A 21663-nucleotide genomic window follows, 5' to 3' on the forward strand; every position below is an offset into this window, starting at 1 on the left:
TGAGCGACTTCGAGTCTAAATTCAGGAGAATAAGTTGGACGAGTTCTTTTTGTCATATTTGCACCTAATCAGTTATGGTGATTCTATCACCTCTAATCAGGTGGCCAAATTTATTGTGCCACTACAATGGTCTGGCTTTAGATTTTTATTCAACTCAGGTTTAACTGCCAAAATATGAGCTACATTTAAATCCGACAAACAATAATCTAATAAAAGGTGTTTGAAAGGGTGCTGATTAGCATTAGGTTTCAGAAGGTTAGAGAAGTATTTATAATCACGTTCAGATTCAGGCATTAACTCTGTATAAGGGAAATCCAGCTCTTCAACTAGCCTTGCAAGTTCAGTCGCTAACAACGTCCTACGAATACTCCCTCCTTTTGTCACATACCCTTTACTTGCCAAAATAGGCAAGTAATCTTTTTTAGGCTGCTTACCTGATTGTATTAATTGTAATCTTCCTAGTGTGTATCTAGCAAAGTCAAAGGCTTTATCATTGCAGTCGAGAATTTTACCACACTCACAAGGTAACAATCCTTCATGGACTTGACTAGCTTCACGCAAAGGCTCGTGAATAAGCCATACTGGATGACTAGAGCAGCATTCAATTCCCGGTACCTGATGCTCAATATGCCAATAGGCAACCCCATACTGTTTAATATCGTTCCTTGCACATAAAGGGCAATATTTTAACGTCAAACATTCGTGCTCCCTAAAGTTCGCTAGTTGGCAGCTTCTGAAACCATGAGATGAATATAAAGCTGAGTCGTAAATTTTTTGATTGTGCGAAGGCAAATAGTGCCCAAAAAGCGGGAATAGCGTCTGAGAAAAGTATAGACTATTTACAGACTCCGCCGCTTTACTCGCTATTTTGATAAGATTTGATGTGAGATATGGATGGAGACTTACTCTTGAGCTTCCAAGTAGCCAGCAATAATAACTAGAACGGCTGACACCAGAAACCGTTAGCCCTCGAATCAATCGGCTAAATAATGTTTCACTAGGAAGCGCAACGGGTAATCGCAAAACAAAGTCTAAACTTATTTCAAACTAGTATAACTATAGATAACTGAGTGTGCACCGTAAAAATCTTTAGCTCTTATCATTTAACTCTGTACGCTTTTTTACTTTAATAGTTCAAAAAGCCAACTAAGCAAGAGTCATCCATTATGTAGTTGTCCGTTATAACTGACCACCACAGTTTACTGATGATATTCAGTGCTAACCCATTATTCATCAAGATCAATATTGTCAGGAAGCTTTAAATTTCGCATATGATACATCATGTTTGCGTTAAGGCGAGCTTGTTCATTAACACTGAGAAAATCAATCCGTCCATTTGGGAGCTTTCTTACTTTGAGAATTCCTTCCATAGATATATTAGCATTCACATGAAACTTACCTTGTTTAATAATATTATGCAGATAGTGAAATCGTAGTTCGAATTCCGACCTAGTCTCTGGTGTATCATATGTTTCAAAATTCATGAATCCTCCAATATTATCCGAAAGAAATTAGCCCAACAGGTTCTAGATCCAACTCAAATACCCAAATCAAACTTAATCCATGTGGTAGTCTGAGAGCGTTAGAATCAATCGATAAGAAGCATCCCTCATTGATCGGAGCTCCTTCGTATGTTTCTTTGAGTCGCCCTGACTTCCACCAACCTCGCTTCAAGTTGGAATTGCTTGCCCCAGTTATCCTCATGAAGTGCGTAGTAGGTATTGCCGGTGTAAAACTACCAAAATACGCAGGTAAAGCTTCAACATTGGCACAAGTGTCAAACAAGCTAGTATTATCTAGTGAAGGCTTATCTGTTGATAAGAATCGCCCAGAAGGCAAAGGAAGATTTTCTTGACTGTCAGTAAGGTACGCTGTCAGTCTAACTAATCTCAGTTGGTCTTTGAGCCAAACTCTTTCACAGTAGTCTAAATAAATACTATTCCCATGTGCCGGTATTGGTTCTTTAGAGCGTATCCAATTTATAGCTTGGGATTCAAAATTTGTGATTCTTAAGTTATCCAAACGAGTTGGATTATACTTTCTGAAAATGGCTTCGATATGTTTGTACTCAGGTTCCTTTGCAACATTATGCAAAGCTACATGAAACGCGTAACGAACTTTATCGGACCAGCGGTTAGGGCGTTCTGCATTTCCATAATACCCTTCAGCCAACAACTGTTCTAATTCTAAGCTAGCTTCTATCGATAGTGGAGAGCATATTTCTTGCAGTATTGATTCTGCTTGAGCCAGTACAGAAGAACTCACCACGCCTAGCTTCATTAATCTGGGCCAGTTGGATCGAATACATTCCGCCCATGTAGGTAACTCAACATCATCGGATGTGCTTTTATTAGTTGCACCATTGAAGCGAGCCGCCAATGTATCCAAAGCCTCGTCAGCAGACTTTAATCCTTGCACTGCAGCTTGTCTAGTAATGCGTACTAAAACTGAATATCTACCGATATGTTTGCAGTTTTTTTGTATCGAATTAAAGTCAAGCTCTTGAGCCAGAGCTTCCCAGGCTTGTTGTGATATAGATGTTTGCTCAAGAGCACCACAAATTAAGTCGGGATGAATGCCACTGTTCATGGAAAAAGCTTTAGGTCCAAATAATTGAACAAAATCTGGGTAGCTCTTTGACAGCCAAATCAGCATCTCTGATGCTTTTTCGCGCCTCAGCCATGTAGGGTGTTCGATAACATGAAGAATTAGCTTAGCTAAGCAATCAGATAAACCATCATCATTCTCCAGAAACGTATATGTATCAGCCTCTTCTAGACTTCCAACCATTAAGCTAGTATGTTCATTCGTTAGTTTTAGGAGCTGGGCTTGTTCGTAATAAGGGCAATGACTTGCTAACCATGTAATTAAACTTTCTGCGATTCGCCAGCTCTCAGTGTAACGCTTACCCACGATTAAAGGTGAAAGCAGCTTAACTAAATCAGAAACAGAGCTATCAGTTTGCAGAAGTATTGATTTTCCTTCCTTAACAACCGATGTAGACTCATTCCATAAGGACCACCCACCATCTTGAATAGCATTCATTGCTGAGATGACTTCTTTTTTTGCTTCTGAATTATTCTTTCGGCGTAGGTGTCTAGACGCATTAGATAAGGCTACATTAGCCTCTTCAATAGAGTTAGATCTGCCAAAAGTCCCTGGAAAGTGAATTGTATCGGAATCTTTTGTTTCTGCTTCTCTATTATCAGATTTTGAGCCTTCTCTTGATAGAGTTTTAGTCAAGTCTGCACCTGGTTGGGCGATGCTCTCCGGGAATCTTGCTGCGAAAATTCTTTTGACATGCTCATTTAAGTTGGATGCTAACGATGAAATGAACTCTGAACGGTCATTTAAACTATCAAATTCAGACTCACAAATAATCTCCACCCTATCAAGAGCTAGGTCTAGCATGGCATTATCATTTGCTAACTTGTTGATTAAAAGGCCATAGGCAAGCGCGAACTTGTCTCTGTGGCGTGAATCGCCAAATTGGAAGCACTCCAACAGAGCCCAACATAGCTGCCAATCTGCCTTAGGAATCAGAGGGGTAATGAGAGATAGAATTGAGTCTTGTTCTTCCAGAGCTGCTCCTGGGAAACGAGTGCCTCTTAGCGTTGAAATTCTGTCTATATCTCCACGAGTAACGTCTTGATGCATTTGTTCAAGCGCTCCGTAGGTTTGGCGAATAAAGTAATTTACAGCGCTTTGAACGGAGCCTCTTTGACACAAAGCTCCAATGAAGTCTCGTTTAGCGTATCGAACAAAACGCTGGAAAGTCATCTCACCATCCGCGGCATCTAGTAGGTCTGCTATTTGACATATGACTTCTGGTTCAACGATATATTCTTTGTCAATAGACTCTAGCGCAGTAATACTTAAACCTAGCTGATCTTCCTTATACCAACTAGGTCCCATGGAGAATGATAAGACAAGTTGATAAGTTTTATTCGCTTGGTCCGCGGCATCTAACCTTGCATAAAGTGGAATTATACTTAACAGCTCCGGAATGAGCTCATATCTATTCTCTAGGTTAGATGTTACGTATTCTTTCCAACGATCCAGCAATAGAAATGCTTGATCCTCTACTTCTACGTCTAATGGCTTACTAACAACTGTTGTTAGAACTTGGTTTAGAATACTTCTAAAGCCTTCTGAGTAGATACCACATTGACAGTCAAATTGCTCCTCGATAAAATTCAGCAAGTCACAAATTCCACTAGGATATATATCGATAATTAACTCTGTAATTGATTGATATATATTAGGAATAATACTCTCTGGCAAGCCATATGCGTCTTCCCATTGCACACGCTGTGCGAGACTGAATTTTAATTGTTTTAAAATATCTCGATTTAGAATTTTCCAGACTGCTTCTAACTCTATTGTGTCCCCGATTTCTTTGAATCGTCTTGCTGAACCATGACACCAAGCAATTGACCTACATATTGAGTCAACACCATTTATCCATGTATCTGGTGATAGGGGGGATAAGCTAGGGCAGGTAAATTCAGGATCAATAAAAGCTTTATGCTTCCATACTGCTATACCATTTTCTAATTTAGAATAATCAATAGTAACATTGTCATCAGCAATAAATGATATGGATAAAGGTACGTCATTAGCATGCTCTCCTAGCGCCAAAACAATACTTTTAGGCGCACCTAGGGATATATAGCAATCAACTATACTCAAATGTACTTTATTCTGCTCATCCCAAGCATCTGAAACTAAAGTTTCTACATCAGAAAAAACTTGACCAAGTAATTCCTTGTCATAATTCACATCATATCTTTTGCATAGACCCTGATATAACGGAGCTGCAAATACTATTGGTTCTGCTATCTCGCTTAACGGTCCGGAGTAAAACTTTCGCAATTGAGAAATGGACATGTAACTGCTAATTAAGCACATCGATGCAGCCTGCATGTAAGTTATCATTTCACTTCGAATAAGTTTGCTTGCTTCTTTATCTATTACAGTTTTGTCGATAGCTTTCATCCAATAGAACTGGAATTTAGCAAGCAATAATCGTGAGTTATCATCCCCTGCACGAATTTTTATAAGGAACTGCTGTATTTGAAGGTCATAGATATCTAAGAATTCTCGATAAGAAAGTTCATTCTGTTCAAGAGCTTCTGTTAAGTACTTCTCTACGATACCTAATAACTCTAGAGCTTCCTCATGGCTGTTTGAATCCACAAGTTTCAATGCAACGATAAGTGTCTCTTCTAACGGTATAATTAATTGACCATATCGACTTACATGCTGCAAAGCTTCCTGTTCTTTCCCAATAGAGATCAAAGCATTCGCCGCTAAATCAGCAGATTGAGCAAACAATGTGTTATACCGGAACTGAATTCTTTGGCAAAGTAAAAGGATACGAACTGTTTCAACCAGGCTACCAAGCTCTGTTGCTGCTTTCAAAACATCTTTAAGATCTTCTAGAAGAGTATCAGGCTCGATGCCTTGATACACGCACTCGTCAATCCATTTTTGAGTACATAGATCTACCACTTGTGCTTTGTCAGTACCTTCAGCTTTAAGACCATGGTAAATTAAATTGAGCAAGCAGTATTTTTTTTGTATTTGCTTCTCACAGTGTTCAGCTAATCGCAGCTGCACATCCTGTTCTCGTAATGCGGTCTTCTCGAGAAGAAAATCAGAAAAAGAAGAGTGATATATCGTCGTTTCAGTTGGGCTCAACAACAAGTGTTGTATTCTTCCAAGAGTACCTACAAGTATGGCTTGTTCATTTGGGTTCAAAATCTCTGTAAAGTGACTGATGGGAATCCCCCAACGCAAACGAACCGCTATTGCTAGCAAGTTTACAGCGTCGTTATCCTCTTTCAATTTTAGCCACAATAAGTCGTAGTACTTTCGAATGCTGCCGTCGATTAATGGCAAATTTTCTAGTTCGTCACTACTTGTACCTGAGTTCACGAGATCGATTAAGTAACGAAGATATAGTGGATGCCCTTGCACTCGTTCGCAAATCAGACTTACAGTTTTTGAGTTAGCGTGCTCTGCAGTAAGAGCACCATAACAAAAATCTTGAACTGCACTATCACTGAGAGAGGGCATAGAAATGCATGATTTGCGGTTTAGCCTATTACCTAATCGAGTCGCAAACTGTTCAAAGTTTGGTGCAGAAAGAACAATTACCACTCCTGATGGTAGTGTCATAGGTAATAGACCAATGAACTTAGTCAAGGTGTCTGCATCTTGTCGTTCGACTTCATCAAGTCCGTCAATAAATAGTATCCCGGTTTTCCCATTAGAAGAGTAAGTTCCACTTAACTGTAACAATAGCTGCTCTGTTTTATTTATTAGTTCTGGGTAATCGAGCGTTTCTTTGCGTCCAGGAGTGCCTGTAATGAACATCGAAACTTGCATGTTTAGCCAGTTGAAGAACTCTTGTGGTTGAGCTAATCGAGTTGCATTTTTGGAGCTTTTTCTTGGAGTAAAGCTGTATGTTCCGAAGTGTTCTAAAGAAAGTGTTTCTGGTGAATAAGCCTCACAAAATGTTGATTTACCAATACCATGAGCCCCGTTAATGAAAATATAACTACCGGTTTTTGCAGAGATAAAATCATCGAACTGTTCAGTGAATGCCTTCCTAGAGGCTAAGCTTTGGCTGATTGAATGTTTTTTATTCGTTTCAATAGCTATGCCAAAGCTGTTCAAAAAGTCACGTATCCTAGATATAGATATAACTCCGATGGTTTTTTCTATGGAAACTCGAATAACACCAACACAAACATCGTTGCAAACTAGTGCCGCTCCGGAAAAGCCTTGATAGTCGTTTAAAGATATAGGTTCATCTATGCTTATTTCTATATCTGAGCCTAACTTAAGACTTTCGAAAGTTTGAACAATCGATCCTTCTAACCGATGTCCCATAGTTAGCTTACTAGTAGGCCACCCATAGGAATAGAAGCGGTTTCCTCCTAAAGGTAATAAGTCACTAAGCTTGATTGGAGAGATATCACACACAGCTTCTAACTCTACTAAAGCGATGTCCAACTTTACGTCATGTCCAAGAACATGAGCTTTCAGTACTGAAGGGGGGGAACTAATATTATTAAAAGTGACACTTACCTCTGAATCACTTTCAATTGCTTTGGCTACGCAATGGTAAGCAGTTAATACGATTTTCGATGTGATTAGTGAGCCTGTACTAGACTCATCACCACATTCAATCTTACAAGTTGCCACTTTCATTTCAGTATCTAACATGACTATTCCTTGGTGATTTCTATCCACTTAGTAGCGTCTTCTTCAACAATGAAAGTAGCGCCTGTAGTTGTTTCGAAATCTCTAATTTCTCTCGATTCTGGAGTCGAGTAGTTAAAATAGAGAGTCCTCGTAAAACTCGCCTCCCTATCGACTATTGCTCGAAGAAGCTCAATATCAGGGTGGTTATGTTTTCTTCCATTCGAGGAAATGAAATACATTGGAGCATCTACGGTGCTAAGTAGCTCTGGGCTAGTATTATAGTTGCTTCCGTGGTGAGATATTTTAATTGCATCAAACATCATGGACTCACCTTGTGACTTCATTTTTAGCAGTTCTTTCAAAACCTCCTCAGCCCACGCGTCCGCAAGCATCAATACTCGAAGGCCATCAAGTTCGATAACAGTCGCGATAGAGCTTCCGTTAGTTGGTGAGCTGTCTGGTTTGTATATGTCTTCGAGATTTTTCCTGCGTCCTGCAGATATGAGGTTTTTGCCTCTAGCTTGCCCTTCACTGCTGTGCTCAAAATTAAGTTCGAAAGCATCGTCGATTGCTTGGTTCGAACCTATAGAACCGACAAAGCCATAGCGTCTTAAATCCCGCTTCCATGACTTAATTAAGCCATCTAGTCGTTCTTTTGATGGTGTTAGCACCTTTACAAAACCATCTTGAAATAGCTTGTTTTGCACATTATTGATACAAACGCTTTGACTTCCATCACCGTTATTCCAGACATACTCTCCAGCATGAATCAAAGATGCTAATGTTGAGCCTTGACGTGCGCTGATTTCGTCGTAATTTGAGGTTGCTTTGAGCTCTTTGGGGTGACCTCGTCTATTAATTGCATTTATGACCTCAAAATCTTGAGGTGATAATTCAATTTCATCCAATGAAGTCAGACTTCGTAGGCTGTTGTGCCAGATACCTTCAACAGGAACAATATTATTTGTTTCTGAATGGCTGTTTAAGAGAAGAAAGCGAATGATGCCTCCAATGTGATCAGCATCAATGTGAGTAACGATTACTAAATTTAAACATGCACCTCGACTTGCGATCTCTTCTAGGTCTTGTCGTATGTATGAGTTGAAAGTTCTGGCATATCCAGCATCTATAAGGATGTTCGTCTTGTCTGAGCTTATTAGAAAAGCATCCCCGTTCTCTGCGGGGTACATCTTGATTCTCACGGCACATCCTTACGTTCATAGTTGCATGTAAAAGACTAACGAATAGCTAAGCAAATAGTTTTATACTTTTCATTTTGCGTAACTTCAAGATTTTCTTCTAACTATTTGTGAGAGCTTTAAAAAAGCTTAATGACTTACAGTGAGCTTAGTTTGTAGTGGCAAACTGAATATAGAAAACTATGAGGAGGTTTATAATACTCATACAAAGCTCCGAAGAGAGGCATGTTTGTCATAACTGGGTTAATTTAACTTATTCCAAACTAATATTGTTATAGATAACTTTAGTGCACACCTTAAAAATATACTGAATAAGGAAATAGCGGCATCCTTCGTTAACAATTTTAATTTTTTGTCCCCCACTGTTTGTATATCACATAGCAAATCCCCACAACTATTAGCTTTTTTAAATAAGCGACTACAATTAGTGAGTAAAAATGAGCGGTTATGTGCTCAATTGTAAATACTTTACATTCACGGAGAAAGCAATGACTGCTGAAGTAGCAATTGCCAATGCATCTGCCATAGCTTTGGCAGCCGATAGTGCAGTGACTATCGGAGACCAAAAAATTTACAACTCGGCCTTAAAGCTATTCTCACTTTCCAAGATTGCGCCTATTGGTGTTATGGTTTACGGCAATGCTGGACTCCTAAGGGTCCCTTGGGAAACAATAATTAAGACATATCGTCAAAAGCACGGGGGTGAAAAGCACAACTCGCTGCAAGAGTACGCGGAGAACTTTTTAGAATACCTAAATGACAGTCCTGAGCTATTTCCTGACAGTGCGCAAAAAGCATGGTTACAGGGTAATGTGCGTGGATACTACACACTAATCAGAGACAGCTTTTTCGAAGTATTGCACCAAACCTTTCAAGAGCAAGGCGAAATCACGAATGAAGAGGCTGCAGAAAAGTTACGTTCAACAGTGGCTTCTTACCACTCAAAGTTAAGAGGTGCAGAGTACGCTGATGGGATGTCGGAAGGGTTTGAAAAAGAAGTTCGCTCTAAATATTTAAAAGAATTCAAAAAATGGAAAGATAACATATTTGAAAATACACCTATCGCAAGTGCCACTGCAGCAAAACTTTATGATATAGGTACATTCATACACACGAGAACAGTATTTTCTGCCGGAGTTTCAGGTTTAGTTATTGCTGGTTACGGCGAAGCTGAAATATACCCTTCAATTCTCGCTTTTGACGTAGAGGGGGTAGTGGAAAACAAACTAAAGTATAAAAAAAACTGTCAAAAGTCGCATACGATTAAAAGTGGTGATGACTGCAAGATTATCGCATTTGCCCAAGAAGATATGGTGGCCACGTTTATGAATGGAATTAATCCTCAAGTGGCCTACTTTATTCAAAGTTATTTAAATAAACTTTTACAACGATTACCAGAGCTTTTAAACAGCGAAAATATTAGCTCAGAAGATAGAAAACGTTTTAGTAAGGAAGTAACTATGTTGCTGGAAGGGTTTACTAGAGCGTTTAGAGAGCACTTGCAAAGTGAACATGTACAACCCGTGATGCGAATGGTCACCGTATTACCGAAAGATGAGCTAGCATCAATGGCGGAGGCACTCGTAAACCTAACTGCGTTTAAAAGGCGTATAACCGAATCAATGGAAACTGTAGGAGGGCCGATTGACGTAGCTGTCATATCAAAAGGTGACGGGTTAATATGGGTGAAAAGAAAACACTATTTTCCAGCAGATCTAAATCAGCACTTTTTTGCAAATTACTTCAGAGGGTTCAATGATGAAAAAGCAAACGAAGAATGATATTTATAAATCATTCGAACAAATGAAATCCAGCCTTTTCCCTAGCTTGACAAGAGAAGAGCGTCAAAAATCCTCAAACTTAGACTCTATGCAGGTAGGAGCTTGCCTTGCAGATCAAGCAATTGAACAATTAGTTAAAGAACGTGATAGTAAACTCCGTTAGCCTGCAAAAGTTAAAAACTGATTGAACTATTAATGTTCACTGTAAGCTGCATATGGATGAAAAAACAATTTTACAAGCAGGTACAAAACAATCGATGATTTCAAATCATGAACTTTTAACACTAGGAACTCTGAGCACGATGCTTTGATTAAAAACCAACACCGCGTTTTAGTTTAATTCGCCAAGCGGGTCATCAAGTACCGTATTTGTGCCTTTTAATAGAGAAAACCCTTCTTCTTGCTCTGCGATATCCTGAAACAAACAAGGGTTAGCTATCCTATCTGGTAGGTCTACAGCCCCCAAAAGTTCAACTATGTTTGATTCCAACTCTGGATGTTGGGGCCGAGTAACGTCAGCAATTGGCGTTCTGGTTTCTGTAGACAACTCCAGCTGCTGGGGGGAGTTCTGGTTGCGGTTCCCAGTTGGCAATGAAATAGACTCTCTAAGCGCCTTAATTTCGGGTGTATTTCGAGATAATTTACATGCCCTTGCATACGCAACATCTAACACTGCTGGTGTTATTCTCTCATCAGCTAAGGGATCTAAAATAACCATTCTTTGAGCTTCTCGGTATATGCGGTGAGCAATATCCAAATTACCCAAGGAAAGCTCGTACATCTTGTCACTCAACTCAGAGGTGAGCACATTGTATACCTTAGTCCACTGGATTTCCCAAAGCTCTCCAATAAAAACGTCCCATTCACCGCTTTCTCTCGTTAACGGCTCGAATTCAAAGTACCCAGCACTTTCAGCTCGACGCGCTGCTTTAAGTTGTTTCGATAAAGTTTTATCAAAAGGCGGATTAGCACAAAAAACGAGTGGAACACCTAGTTTATTTACCAGCTTATGAAGGAAGTTCAACAAGTTATTTTCACCACCTGTTTTCTTAAGCTCCAGCCGTTGCATTTCATCTATAACGAGTACCCCGAGAAAACTTGATTTAATTCTTTGTTCAATTTGCCACAAAAGACCTGATATCGTTGCTGCTAGAGGCTCTTTTGGTTGGTTCATTGCTAAATCAAGGCTAAAAATTATATCTTCACATAGCTCTCTAACACTTGAGTTTCGAGAGCATTCTACCTTCACCCATACGACCTGTTTTGTATACTCTAGCTTTTGTCCATGATAAACATCATGTTTAATCACATTCGGGAGGTAATTTAAAATTTGCTCAAGCATACAAGTTTTACCTACCCCACTTTCTCCAATGATAGTGATAGTCTCAGCCTTTGGCACAAAAAAGCCTGAAGATGGGGCTACTTCAGGCCGCTTATCGACGGGGTAATGTAAAAACTGTGAAGTGGTAGGGCTGAATGGGTTTTTTCTTGAGTAGCCATCTTTTATTGCAGTTTCGATTGCTCTGAAGCATTCATAATATATAAAAAATGGCTGTCTTAATTGCTTTAATCGGATCGTATATTCTTCGCGTATCAATGGATCTGGGTTGTCCCTAATATGTTCATCAAGATCAACATAGTTGGAGAACTTTTCCAACAAATCTTCAGCCCTAAGCTTTGGAGGTAACGCTTCAATAAAAGGGTTGCCTCGGTACTCTGGTAAAATAGCTTCATGGTATTCAGCATCAACTTTTCTCACGCATTGCTCCCCTATTTCCTATTCCGCCTTGGCAACATAACAACCTTCTGCTGCATGCTCTTTGTATCTGCATCGTCGCTGGTATTGCCAATCTCTGCATCTATTTCACTGTGAGTCGTTTTACGCAATTCTTCACGACGATTTTCACGGATATTACGAATTCTTTCGGAGCTCGTTAACGTGTTTTGTTTAGCCCTTTTCTTAGCTTGAATTTCTAACGCCTCATGTCTGGTTTTCATATCAATCGATTCGACGGTGACGGGAGAAAGCTCTTCAAACTTTGTTATCCAATCTTGCACAAAATCCACTTCAGCCATTGGCATATCCTTAAATATGGAGTTGCGCTTCAATAAAGTACATTTTGTAAAACCCTCATTACGGTTCATTCTCACGTAAATATAGTTCAGAGTGTTGTCATCTATTCGCGCGTCAAGTGACCGGTGACCGCCGTCTCGAGCGATAGCAGCTAAGTTTTCATCTTCCATTTGTTTGCACGTATAGTACATTTCTCTGTACTGAATCCCGCTTCGAGTCATACTGACAGTTTCCGGCGGTAACAACTTGGCTATTACCTCACTAAACGGGACTTGGTGAAGGCTATGCCGATGACTGGCTAAATATACTTTCCAAGTATTGATTGGTGTTGGCTTTATGTTCTTTTCGAGCAGAATTGGGTTGTCAAAAACAAGTTTATTCAAAATATCACGGTTGTGTTCTAGCACTGCTTCTATCAACATGCTAGTCACTTCATATAAGGTATATATTGACTCTTTACGAGGGTCGACATCACCGCGTACGACCTTACCTCCTCGTGTTGTACCAATTAATTGATGAAGTAGCTTATCATTGATAGTCTTAAACCTTCGCTCCACAAAGCTCTTGTAATCTGGCCTATATGCAGGAGCGAAACCTAACTCAGCGAGCGGCGTGACCTTTTCCCTTGGTTCTAAACCAATCATTTCGCCATTGTCACAAGTAAAGTAAGCAGGTACATGCGAGCATGGCCACTCGGATTCATCGATTTTGACACCGTATTGAGCACAAAACTCAGCTTTAGGAGTAAAACAATTAACAAAAGCTTGTCGCGCAGCACGCCAAGAAGCATGATAAAGAGAAACGTGCATTCCCGTTATCATTCGAGTTGAGCAATCAATAATATAATACACTGTAGGCCGCCCTAAGACGTACCTTGGACTGAATTCAGATATAACATTTATATCAGCCACCGTAGCATCTATTTCAAAGCAGCTACCCGGTACAAGCCCATCCTGTAATGGGCTCCCTAACAATGCTCTTTTTCTAAGATTATAATTGTGATCAGTATTGCGTAGCCGAACTTCCATATTTTTCTCAACCAACTTACCTTTCCAGTATTTAAATTGCTTATAAGAAGGTATATGAGGGGCTCTATTACATGCATCAGCGAGTTTAACTTCACCTGCATGAAATTGCCGTAGATAGTCTCTGTAGCATTCGGTAAGATATTTTCCATTTGGCTTTAAATAGTATTTCTTTAACGTCTTTAGAATGTTCTTTTTATCTGCTTCTCGGATAATGTATTTTGGTGCTCGTTCAAACATCAATGTTCTAGAAGTACGTGGTGCACCAAGTGGGGCTTCTTTAGCTATTCTTTGCTTGCCATAGCCGCCACTGTTTGCATATGCAGGCAACAGCGCGTTTTTACTTTGCCCGAAATGCCAGTAACGACTTAACAAACGGGACAAGCTTTTTCTGTCATAGCCAATTTGCTTTGCATGTTGTGCCAGTGTCGATGTTCTTTTTGAACATGCATAGTCTAATATGAACTGCTTATCAGACACTAAGCTTCTTATCTTTTCATAGTTCGAATTTCGCCTTTCAAGGTTTTTAGGTTCAATTTCTTCGTCTGAAACGAGCAAAAATGCAGGTGGAGTAATGTCAATTTGAATTGCTCTACCTTTTCTGTTCCATGTAATAAAGGTAGGCAGATGAACCGTTATAGGTCTACACGTACCAACAGTTTCGTTTAACTCAAAAAGAATGAGACAGTCTAAATCAGCTCTCACTTCTATGACGCGAAATACTCCATTTAAGTCACTCTCAGAGGTTTCTATTTTCCATGTACTATTTATTTCAAGCACCATACAAAGACCTACTTTGACTCTGAGCCAATGATAATATTTCTATAGTGTTAGATGTAACAATAGAGTAATCCAAATCAACATTAATATACTTTTCAGCAATGAGGTATCGCAATACATATAACCCATCGACATCTCTTCCTTTCAAGCTCAAATTCAATTCGCTGCATAATTGAGAAAGCAAGTACTTTCCTTTGGACAGAGTTCCAAGTGCTATTTCAATATCTGCTTGTGTAATGCCTACCGCACCAGAGCGAAAAGGACTTGTTGCCCACTTGATATTAGCAGCCTGAGCTTTAGTAACCTCATTACCAGTGAAGAAAGAAAACTTAACCCCCAAAAGCTCCCATATGACTCTCTCAATATCCAATTTTTCTGATATTCTTTGGGTTAGTTTTTCGTCTGGTTTAACCGATATAGCGTGAAAAGATGTATTGCCAGCACATTGACGGGTCAACAAAAAGTCTGTCGTCATTATATTAGGCACATCCGTTCCCGTTACTATTGGGTGAGGAACGCCAATTGCAGACGCAACTTTCTGTGATAACGTCAGTGGAAGTAGAGGGAACTGCTCTCGGATATCAATGACTGAATCACTAAATTCAGCAATATAAAAAAATTCAGATTCTATTCCTGATAAAAAATGATGATATCGCTTTATTTTTCTTCCAAATGCTGTTGATTTTTTCCCTTTAGAATTAACGTCTTGTATTCGTAGCCATGGCTTATAGGCTTCTTGCGTACCAATACCATACTTATTCTTGAGCGAGCGATTAAAATCTTCAATACTCGCTAGCCGTCTACCTCTCGCCATTAGCTCTGCCTAATATTCTAGTTTCCATTATCAAATATAGCTCTAGCTCTTACTGCGGGCAAACTTTATTGTCTTTTTAAATTGTTACGGGCAAACTTTATTGCTAACGGGCAAACTTTATTGTCTTTTCACATCACTTAAACCACCTGCCCTGCGGCAAATCCGCAGCTCCACGCATACTGGAAGTTGTAGCCGCCTAACCAGCCTGTTACATCAGTGACTTCGCCGATAAAGTACAAGCCTTTTTGTTTTTTGGCTTCGAAGGTTTTTGAGCTGAGTTCATCGGTGTCTACGCCGCCGAGGGTCACTTCGGCGGTGCGGTAGCCTTCGGTGCCGTTGGGTTTTATTTGCCAATTGTGGAGGTAGTTGGCAATGGCGTCTATTTCACTGTGTGTTAGCTGGTTAAGGGCTTTGTCGGGGATGGCTTGCTCTGTGATCAGCACTTCTACAAAGCGCTTAGGTAGGATTGCACCTAAGGCGTTTTTCAACGATTTACTGCCGCTTTCGTTACGCCATTGGTGAATGGTGTCGCTTAAGTTTAGCTCTGGCAATAGGTTAATTGTCACCGCCTGCCCTGCTCGCCAAAATGATGATATTTGCAATATGGCAGGGCCTGATAGTCCACGGTGTGTAAACAAAATGTTTTCTTTGAACGTGGTGCCGCATTCGCTACTCACTTCACAAAAAATGCTAATACCTGATAAACCGTCAAAGCGTACTTTGTCATGTTCATGCAAAGTAAATGGCACCAGCGCTGCCATGGTGGGTAACACTGTTAAACCAAACTGTTCGGCAATTTTATAACCAATGGGGGTTGCGCCAAGTTTGGGCATGGTGAGTCCACCTGATGCCACCACTAACGACTCACACTCAAAAGTTTGCTCATTGGTGGTGATAATATAACCACCTTGTTCTTTGCTTTGTACACTCAACACTTCGTTACGTAAAAATATTTGTACACCTGCCCAGTCGCACTCTGTTGTGAGTATATCAACAATATCTTGCGCACTATTGTCACAAAATAACTGCCCCAGCGTTTTATGGTGATAGGCTAAACCATGGCGGTCTACCAACTCAATAAAGTCATGTTGGGTATAGCGGCTTAAACAAGACTTTACAAAGTGCGGATTAGCGCATAGGTAGTTGCTAGGTGATGCTCCTTCATTGGTAAAATTACAGCGCCCTCCGCCACTTATCAAAATTTTACGGCCCGGCTTTTTGCCCATATCAAGCACCGCTACCGAGCGCCCACGGTAGCCTGCTTGCGCCGCACACATCAATCCAGCAGCACCTGCACCAATAACGACAACATCAAATTGCAACATGTTTTACCCAACTTACAAATCTCTATCGGCTATTATACCTAGATTATCAGCGATGTCAGAACCGCAACTAACGATTGCAATAAACGCCGCCTAGTCGAACAAAAAACAAACACATAAAATAATCAAAAACAGTCTACTTATTGAACATTTTTTTACCAACTGAATAAAATATCGATTACATTTACATTTATTTACATAGCATAACGATATTTTACCTCCGTATAAAAAACAGGCTCAAATGCATTAAAAACAAACGCTTACTGTAATCTAAATGTCATATAGCCATCCGCTTATAACTAATCGAACAATGTAAATAACAAAACAGTTCTTTTAAATGGTTAACGTTAACTTTACGTTCTGTAACGTCCACATTGCACTTGCGCAGTGTAGATTTAATAAAAACACAACATGTTAGGGAATCTTATGACAACAACAAATCAGTTCAAATTAGGCGCATTGTCACTGGCAATGACCACCCTGTTCACGGCGAATACAGCGTTTGCGACAGCCGATTTATCTGCGCAAGCAAATATCAACTTTGCGCAAACAGCTGCGAAGTTACAACACCAAAACAAATTTGGTACTCAGTTCATCATTAAGTACAAAAATAACGATCAAACATTGATGGCTGCAGGTACAGACGCAACAGCGTCACAAGCGGAAATGAATCAACGTGCGCAGAGCTTTGTACAAGGTTTTGCAAGCAAAAAATCAAATGTAAAAGCGCAATATGTTCGTCCTATGGCGCTTAGCAACCACCACGTAATGCGTGTTGATAGAAAACTATCACCTGCAGAAGCGAATTCGTTTATGCAAGAAGTTGCAGCTTCAGGTAATGTTGAATACATCGAAATTGACCAAATGCTACAACCATTTGCAGTGCCAAACGATCCACGTTACACAGATCAGTGGCACTATTATGAAGCAAACGGTGGTCTAAACTTGCCAACAGCTTGGGATAGCGCAACTGGTGCTGGCGTAACTGTCGCTGTACTAGATACAGGTTACCGTCCACACGCAGACTTAAATGCTAACATTTTGCCAGGCTACGACATGATCTCTGATTTAGACGTTGCCAACGACGGTGGTCTGCGCGACAACGATGCAAGAGATCCAGGTGATGCAGTAACAGCAAACGAGTGTGGTTACACACATGGCGCTCGTGATTCTAGCTGGCACGGTACTCACGTAGCAGGTACTGTTGCAGCTGTAACTAACAACGGTGAAGGTGTTGCTGGTGTTGCTTATGACGCTAAAGTAGTACCAGTTCGTGTACTTGGTAAGTGTGGTGGTTTAACATCTGATATCGCCGACGGTATTATTTGGGCATCTGGCGGCAGCGTTGCGGGTGTACCTGCAAACGCAAACCCAGCTGACGTTATCAACATGAGCTTAGGTGGTAGCGGTAACTGTAGTGCAACAACTCAAAATGCCATTAACCAAGCACGTGGCAATGGTACTGTAATTGTCATTGCAGCAGGTAACGATAACGATAACGCCAACAACTACAACCCAGGTAACTGTAATGGCGTAGTTAACGTAGCATCAGTTAACCGCAGCGGTGGCCGTGCTTACTACTCAAACTATGGTACTTCTATCGATGTAGCAGCACCAGGTGGCGCACAAAGCTTTGCGAATGACTCTGAAGGTGTTTTATCAACACACAACTCTGGCAGCAATGGTCCAGTAGCAGACAGCTATCACTACTCGCAAGGTACGTCGATGGCAGCCCCTCACGTAGCGGGTGTAGCGGCACTTATCAAGCAAGCTAAGCCAACTGCTACGCCAGATGAAATTGAGACTATCTTAAAAGATACAACACGTAGCTTCCCTGCAACATGTAATAGTTGTGGTACTGGTATTGTTGACGCTGCAGCTGCGGTTCAAGCAGCAGGTGGTGTTATTATTGAGCCACCAATAGATGAACAACTTGAAGATGGCGTAGCAAAAACAGGCCTAAGCGGAGCTAAAGGTAGCCAAACTTTCTACTATGTTGATGTACCAGCTGGCGCAACTAAGCTAGACGTTGTGATGAGCGGCGGTAGCGGTGATGCAGACCTATATGTACAAGCAGGTGCTAAGCCAACAACAGGCAGCTATATATGTCGTCCTTGGAAAGGTGGTAACAACGAAACTTGTACAATCGACAATCCAACAGCAGGTAAGTACTGGGTAATGCTAGAAGGTTACAGTGCATACTCACAAGTTAACTTACAAGCAGATATTACGGCTAGTACAACTAACCCAGATCCTCAGCCAGGCGGCGGTACTGAAAGCAACATTTCTGGTACTAAAGGTCAGTGGTTACATTACACAATCGAAGTACCGGCAGGTATGAGCAGCTTTACAGTAACAACTTCGGGTGGTTCAGGTGATGCTGATTTATATGTAAAACAAGGTTCTCAGCCTTCGGCTTCAAGCTACGATTGTCGTTCTTGGAACAGCGGTAACTCAGAGGTTTGTACTTTCACAAGCCCTGCGGCAGGTACTTGGCACTTAAGCTTAAATGCATATAGCTCATTTAGTGGCTTAACGCTTAACGCACAGTACAACCCGTAAATTTTTAGGCTTCCCCAACAACAGCTCAACTAAGCACCTTTACTTCCCTGTGGTGCTTAGTTAAGCCAAAAAAAAATCGGTCACCTCAAAGGTGACCGATTTTTTATCGCTTAGCAATACAACAAGCCAGACCTTTCAGATGCCAAGTGATAGCTTTGAACTACAATAAATAATAAGCAGTTGTTGGTAGATGCACATATGATAAAACGGCTTATCATTTCACTTGTCGCTCTTATGCTCGTCATACCCAGTGTTCAAGCTAACTTAAGCAAATTAACTGGCGGTCATAATCCTTGGTCCCCTTACATCGAAGAAAACGGCAATGGTTTAATCAAAGACATTGTTAGTGCAGCCTATAACGCACAAAACATTGAGTTTGAATTTAAAACAGCTCCCTTTAGCCGTATTTTGATGCTGGCCGATAATCATCAAATCGATTTGGTCGCAGCACTGTGGTCAACCAAACAGCGTCGAGCCACCATGTTTTACAGCACCGCTTATTTTTACAATCAATTAGTGCTTATAAGCAAAAATACTAACCCGATTGATTACAAAGGCATTGCAAGTTTACGCTTTAGAAGTGTAGCTACAGTGAGAGGGTATGGTTATCACTCTCTACTAGATAACATTGACGAGTTAACCATAACCGATGTACTTAACCTGCATACGTGTTTAGAGTTGGTCGTTAAAGATAGAGTAGAAGTGGCTATTGCTGACTATCTAGCCTTCGAATATGAACGCAAAACAATGGCTGAATTTAAACAATTGGACGCATATTTTCCGGCCATAGTAAGGTGGCCACTTTATATTGGTGTAAGTAAAAGCCACCCACAAGCTCAGCAGATCATCACTAACTTTAACCTCGGGCTGGCTAAAATTCAGGAAAATGGCACTTATCAAGCGATTCTAGCTAAATATATTACTGATAACCGCTTTAAATAGCCCTGCTTGTGGCTGGCCAATCTACACAATGCACCTGACACTTTTGCAAACAATGTGAGTTTTCATAACAGCTGTATAATCTATGCACAAACTGCCAAATACCTGTTGCCATCAAAATACGCAGTTAACTAATCGTATTGAATAAAATGCAATCTAGCCGCACACAATGGACCTAATATAGAAATTTTCATTTTCCATTCGCATAAGACAGCGCTAGTGTGTTTTATGAGCAATATGCTCATAAAACACTACAAGGAAAAGATATGAATAAATTAGCACTCATGCTTGCTCTGGGATTAACGAGCTACAATACAGTTGCCTCTAACAACGTTTATGATACAGACAGCAATGCGGGACGCGTAACAACATTTTATAATGCCCCTATTGATGCAATGGTGACACAATCAACGTCTGCGTATAACGTACGTATTTACACCCCTCATTTTACAAATCGTCGACCTTGTCAAAGTGCTGCGGTCTATGATCAAAACACTGACGCCCTAATAAGCGTGCTCAATGTCGACTTTCAAATCCTAACTGGCACCATTGAAAAAGGACACGAGTATAAAGAAAAATATGTTGAAGCCACGTGTACCGACGAGCTAGGCAACCGCCAAACTTTAAGGCATAAGCTTGCCCCTGTGCCAAAAGTAACCTTCAATAGCCAGCTAAACGTGGCTAATTGGGTTGATTCGGACGGCTTTAATCCCGGCTATTTCCAAGATGTTGCATATCAGGCACAACTTAACCTAGATAACGGTGAACCAAACGGTTATTGCCGCTTTGCGAATTTAGTCGGTGAAACCCCCAAATTACTAAGCGAACGCCATCAATTCGGTTTATACAGTGACGTAATCAGTGTATCTGGCGCAGCCAAGTATGATGCTCGCGCTAATGTACTTGTGACTGAGGTGATCTGCAAAGGGACTGGTGGAGCGACTCACGCTGTAGAAGTTTGGCACATTAACGAGCAACAGCAACGTCGTGAAATCTCGGTAGAAATATTTTAATTAATGGCATACGTTTGCTTTAAAAACAAAAATCAAGCGGCATTTTGATTTACGCCGCTTGTGTTCTGATATCGCCAAAACGCCTAAATGAGATATTAAACCTAACGCCAGAGTCACACTCCCCTTCAGTGATTGCATGCTCATAAACATCTTGAAATCCTTTTCCCATCACCAACAATGAACCATGCTTTAAGGTAATTGAGTATTGTTCGTTATGATCATGTTGAGAACGAATTAAAAACTCTCGCTCAGCGCCTAAACTAATCGAGGCAATCGTATCTGTGGAGCCAAACGCTGGCAAATCACTGTGAAACCCCAAATTATGCTTACCATTTGGATAATACAAACACACTGCAACTTGTAAGTTAACCCCAGTGATCTGAATTATTTGTTGTCGCAACTGCTCCAGTAAATCACAACTTACAGAGCAACGACCATGGTGCACAGGGAATTGACCTGAATTAGCCAAATTTGGCTCTAAAAACATCATCCGCCAAGGTAAAATACTCCTTTTAGTACCATCAGGTAATTCAATAGTTTCAGGCGTAGATAAATCAAAACTATTCATCAGCCAATCAAACAGTGATTGGCTCAGCTCGTCAGAAACAAATTGAGAATAATAGTGGGCATCGCGGCTTAACGGCAGTTTCACGCTATTTCCTTTTCTGCTATTTAAAATCTTTATACCAGCCTAGCAGCTTTTTCTACATCTGGGTAAAGATGAGACTTAGTACTAACAATAAGGTTATGTTTTAGCTTTTCTGGGCAGCGCTTGTTTAAGGCCACGTGTAAGCAACACAGCAAAGGTACTGTAATTCAAACCCCCTTTTAAAGCTCCTGGTCATTTCGAGACTTTAACCGCGCGTCAAATTCGAGCATATGATCTACCCTCCATTTTTCTTCGCTGCCAGCATACATAAGCACATTTGCTTTGTTTGT

Annotated in this window: 14 protein-coding genes; 5 read left to right on the plus strand and 9 right to left on the minus strand. The window is 40.6% G+C overall.

The annotated features are described in order from the left end of the window. Positions 1-96: 96 nt before the first annotated feature. The 4 genes from HG263_RS14095 to avs1a form a co-directional block, all read right to left on the minus strand. On the minus strand, positions 97-1023 hold the full coding sequence (locus tag HG263_RS14095) for a TniQ family protein (RefSeq protein WP_171626730.1): 927 nt from the start codon (positions 1021-1023) through the stop codon (positions 97-99). A 203-nt stretch (positions 1024-1226) separates the two neighbouring features. Continuing rightward, on the minus strand, positions 1227-1484 hold the full coding sequence (avs1c, locus tag HG263_RS14100) for an AVAST type 1 anti-phage system protein Avs1c (protein ID WP_171626731.1): 258 nt from the start codon (positions 1482-1484) through the stop codon (positions 1227-1229). A 13-nt stretch (positions 1485-1497) separates the two neighbouring features. Then, positions 1498-7236, minus strand: a complete 5739-nt coding sequence (gene avs1b, locus HG263_RS14105) for an AVAST type 1 anti-phage system protease Avs1b (RefSeq protein WP_171626732.1) — start codon at positions 7234-7236, stop codon at positions 1498-1500. 2 nt (positions 7237-7238) lie between these two features. Beyond that, on the minus strand, positions 7239-8417 hold the full coding sequence (gene avs1a / locus HG263_RS14110; protein ID WP_171626733.1) for an AVAST type 1 anti-phage system MBL fold metallo-hydrolase Avs1a: 1179 nt from the start codon (positions 8415-8417) through the stop codon (positions 7239-7241). A 485-nt stretch (positions 8418-8902) separates the two neighbouring features. Between avs1a and HG263_RS14115 the strand changes: the two genes are divergently transcribed. Together HG263_RS14115 and HG263_RS14120 are read left to right on the plus strand one after the other, a co-directional pair. Continuing rightward, complete coding sequence (locus HG263_RS14115; protein ID WP_171626734.1) at positions 8903-10195, plus strand: hypothetical protein; 1293 nt, start codon at positions 8903-8905, stop codon at positions 10193-10195. Further along, entirely contained in the window at positions 10170-10358 is a 189-nt protein-coding gene (locus HG263_RS14120; RefSeq protein ID WP_171626735.1) for a hypothetical protein, read from the plus strand. Before HG263_RS14115 ends, HG263_RS14120 begins: the two co-directional genes overlap by 26 nt. A 168-nt stretch (positions 10359-10526) precedes the next feature. On the opposite strand, the gene HG263_RS14125 is transcribed toward HG263_RS14120, so the two are convergent. The 4 genes from HG263_RS14125 to HG263_RS14140 form a co-directional block, all read right to left on the minus strand. Continuing rightward, positions 10527-11954 carry an AAA family ATPase gene (locus HG263_RS14125; protein ID WP_171626736.1) on the minus strand — a complete coding sequence of 476 codons (1428 nt, stop codon included), beginning with the start codon at positions 11952-11954 and terminating at the stop codon, positions 10527-10529. An 11-nt stretch (positions 11955-11965) separates the two neighbouring features. Then, positions 11966-14077, minus strand: coding sequence for a TnsB C-terminal domain-containing protein (locus HG263_RS14130; RefSeq protein WP_171626737.1), 2112 nt, complete (start codon positions 14075-14077; stop codon positions 11966-11968). Continuing rightward, positions 14067-14888, minus strand: a complete 822-nt coding sequence (locus HG263_RS14135) for a TnsA endonuclease N-terminal domain-containing protein (RefSeq protein WP_171626738.1) — start codon at positions 14886-14888, stop codon at positions 14067-14069. The genes HG263_RS14130 and HG263_RS14135 overlap by 11 nt, the downstream gene beginning before the upstream one ends. Before the next feature lie 137 nt (positions 14889-15025). Continuing rightward, positions 15026-16213, minus strand: a complete 1188-nt coding sequence (locus HG263_RS14140) for a BaiN/RdsA family NAD(P)/FAD-dependent oxidoreductase (RefSeq protein WP_171626739.1) — start codon at positions 16211-16213, stop codon at positions 15026-15028. Between the two features lie 423 nt (positions 16214-16636). On the opposite strand from HG263_RS14140, the gene HG263_RS14145 reads away from it, so the two are divergent. The 3 genes from HG263_RS14145 (at position 16637) to HG263_RS14155 (ending at position 20724) form a co-directional block, all read left to right on the plus strand. Then, on the plus strand, positions 16637-18772 hold the full coding sequence (locus tag HG263_RS14145) for a S8 family peptidase (RefSeq protein WP_171626740.1): 2136 nt from the start codon (positions 16637-16639) through the stop codon (positions 18770-18772). 198 nt (positions 18773-18970) lie between these two features. Then, positions 18971-19714, plus strand: coding sequence for a substrate-binding periplasmic protein (locus tag HG263_RS14150; protein WP_171626741.1), 744 nt, complete (start codon positions 18971-18973; stop codon positions 19712-19714). A gap of 263 nt (positions 19715-19977) precedes the next feature. Next, entirely contained in the window at positions 19978-20724 is a 747-nt protein-coding gene (locus HG263_RS14155; RefSeq protein ID WP_171626742.1) for a hypothetical protein, read from the plus strand. A gap of 49 nt (positions 20725-20773) precedes the next feature. On the opposite strand, the gene HG263_RS14160 is transcribed toward HG263_RS14155, so the two are convergent. Continuing rightward, positions 20774-21376: an alpha-ketoglutarate-dependent dioxygenase AlkB gene (locus HG263_RS14160; protein WP_171626743.1), complete on the minus strand. Its 603-nt coding sequence runs from the start codon at positions 21374-21376 to the stop codon at positions 20774-20776. Between the last annotated feature and the right edge of the window lie 287 nt (positions 21377-21663).

The organism is Pseudoalteromonas caenipelagi, from assembly GCF_013140855.1.
In the GTDB taxonomy this organism is placed as follows: domain Bacteria; phylum Pseudomonadota; class Gammaproteobacteria; order Enterobacterales; family Alteromonadaceae; genus Pseudoalteromonas; species Pseudoalteromonas caenipelagi.

Coding starts and splice junctions, on each gene's coding strand:
- avs1c (WP_171626731.1), bottom strand. CDS start 1,484: ATGAATTTTGAAACATATGATACACCAGAGACTAGGTCGGAATTCGAA.
- avs1b (WP_171626732.1), bottom strand. CDS start 7,236: ATGTTAGATACTGAAATGAAAGTGGCAACTTGTAAGATTGAATGTGGT.
- HG263_RS14115 (WP_171626734.1), top strand. CDS start 8,903: ATGACTGCTGAAGTAGCAATTGCCAATGCATCTGCCATAGCTTTGGCA.
- HG263_RS14120 (WP_171626735.1), top strand. CDS start 10,170: ATGATGAAAAAGCAAACGAAGAATGATATTTATAAATCATTCGAACAA.
- HG263_RS14130 (WP_171626737.1), bottom strand. CDS start 14,077: ATGGTGCTTGAAATAAATAGTACATGGAAAATAGAAACCTCTGAGAGT.
- HG263_RS14135 (WP_171626738.1), bottom strand. CDS start 14,888: ATGGCGAGAGGTAGACGGCTAGCGAGTATTGAAGATTTTAATCGCTCG.
- HG263_RS14140 (WP_171626739.1), bottom strand. CDS start 16,213: ATGTTGCAATTTGATGTTGTCGTTATTGGTGCAGGTGCTGCTGGATTG.
- HG263_RS14145 (WP_171626740.1), top strand. CDS start 16,637: ATGACAACAACAAATCAGTTCAAATTAGGCGCATTGTCACTGGCAATG.
- HG263_RS14150 (WP_171626741.1), top strand. CDS start 18,971: ATGATAAAACGGCTTATCATTTCACTTGTCGCTCTTATGCTCGTCATA.
- HG263_RS14155 (WP_171626742.1), top strand. CDS start 19,978: ATGAATAAATTAGCACTCATGCTTGCTCTGGGATTAACGAGCTACAAT.